This is a genomic window from Kineococcus lubricus (assembly GCF_050871965.1).
In the GTDB taxonomy this organism is placed as follows: domain Bacteria; phylum Actinomycetota; class Actinomycetes; order Actinomycetales; family Kineococcaceae; genus Kineococcus.
Window position 1 is genome coordinate 1 of record NZ_JBJLSK010000069.1, and the last position, 1,526, is coordinate 1,526.

At 72.7% G+C, this 1,526-nt stretch carries 2 protein-coding genes; both read left to right on the forward strand.

All coding sequences use genetic code 11. The features are described 5' to 3' along the window. Nucleotides 1-1,085 (forward strand): MFS transporter (locus ACRYRX_RS22540; RefSeq protein WP_432515438.1); only part of this gene is annotated, 1,085 nt, incomplete at its 5' end. After that, nucleotides 1,082-1,526 (forward strand): TetR/AcrR family transcriptional regulator (locus ACRYRX_RS22545; protein ID WP_432515439.1); only part of this gene is annotated, 445 nt, incomplete at its 3' end. The genes ACRYRX_RS22540 and ACRYRX_RS22545, both read left to right, overlap by 4 nt.

A 1,526-nucleotide genomic window follows, 5' to 3' on the forward strand; every position in this document is an offset into this window, starting at 1 on the left:
CCACCGGCGGCGCCGCCATCGGCCCCCTGGTCGGCGGCTTCCTGCTCGAGCACTTCTGGTGGGGCTCGGTCTTCCTGCTCAACGTCCCGGTCATGCTCATCGTCCTGACCGCCGGCATCGCCCTGCTACCCGAATCACGCAACCCCGCCGGCAACCGCATCGACCTGCCCTCAGCCGCCCTGTCGGTCCTGACCATCGTCCCGATCGTCTACGCCATCAAGCACGTGGCCGGCAGCGGTTTCGACGCCTCGGTCGCCCTCACCGCCGCCCTCGGCCTGGCCGCCGGCATCGTCTTCGTGCGCCGCCAGCGCCGCCTGAGCCACCCCCTGGTCGACGTCTCCTTGTTCAAGGTCCCCGCCTTCGCCGGCGCCGTGGCCGCCGAGACCATCGCCATCTTCGCCTTCATCGGGCTGCTGTTCTTCTTCTCCCAGTACCTGCAACTGGTCCGCGGCCTGAGCCCCCTGCAAGCCGGGCTGATCGAACTGCCCGCCACGCTGGCCTCCCTGGCCGTCATCGCCATCGCCGGCTTCGTCCTGGCCCGCCTGGGACGCGGACGGGCCATCGCGGTCGGGATGCTCACCTCCGCCGCCGGCCTGGGCCTGCTGGCCGCCGCCGAAGGCGCCTCGGGCTACCTGCTGCTGTGCGTGGCGATCGCCGTCTGCGGCCTGGGCGCGGGCCTGTCGACCACCCTGGCCACCGACGCCGTCGTCAGCGCCGTACCCAAAGAACGCGCCGGAGCGGCGTCCTCGGTCTCCGAGACCGCCTACGAACTCGGCGTCGCCCTGGGCATCGCCGTCCTGGGCTCCCTGCAAGTCGCGCTCTACCGCACCAACCTCGACCTGCCCACCACCCTGCCCCAGAGCCTGGGCGCCGCCGTCGAAGACTCCCTGGCCGGCGCCGCCGCCGCCCTGGAACAAGGCCCGCTACCGGCCGACGCGGCGGCTGACATCATGACCACCGCCCAGCACGCCTTCACCCAGGCCATGCAGGTCACCTCCGTGGTCGCGGCGCTGCTGCTGGTCGTGTCCGCGATCGTCGCCTGGCGCACCATCCCCTCCCCGCTCCGAAAGGACACCGCACGATGACCCCCACCGGGCAGCGAGCCACCACCCCCAGGACGCCGAGCACCGCTGGGGGGACCGGCGAGGCAGCCGGCGCCGGGAAGACGACGACCGGGAAGACGGCGGCGAAGAAGACGGCGAGCCGCGAGCAGCCGGCCACCCGGGACCGCGAACGCACCCGCCGCGCCCTGCTGGAGGCCACCGACCACCTGCTGCACGAACGCGGCACCGGCTTCAGCCTGGCCGACGTCGCCGCCCGCGCCGAAGTCTCCAAAGGTGGACTGCTGTACCACTTCCCCACCCGCGACGCCCTGGTCACCGCCGTCGTCCAGACCGGGCTGGCCCGCTTCCGCGACGAGGTCATGAGCCACGTCGACCTGGCCGAGAACCGCCCCGGCAAGGTCCTGCGCGGCTACGTGCGCGCCCTGTGCGGCTCCAGCCCCGAAGCGGTGAACACCTTCGCCC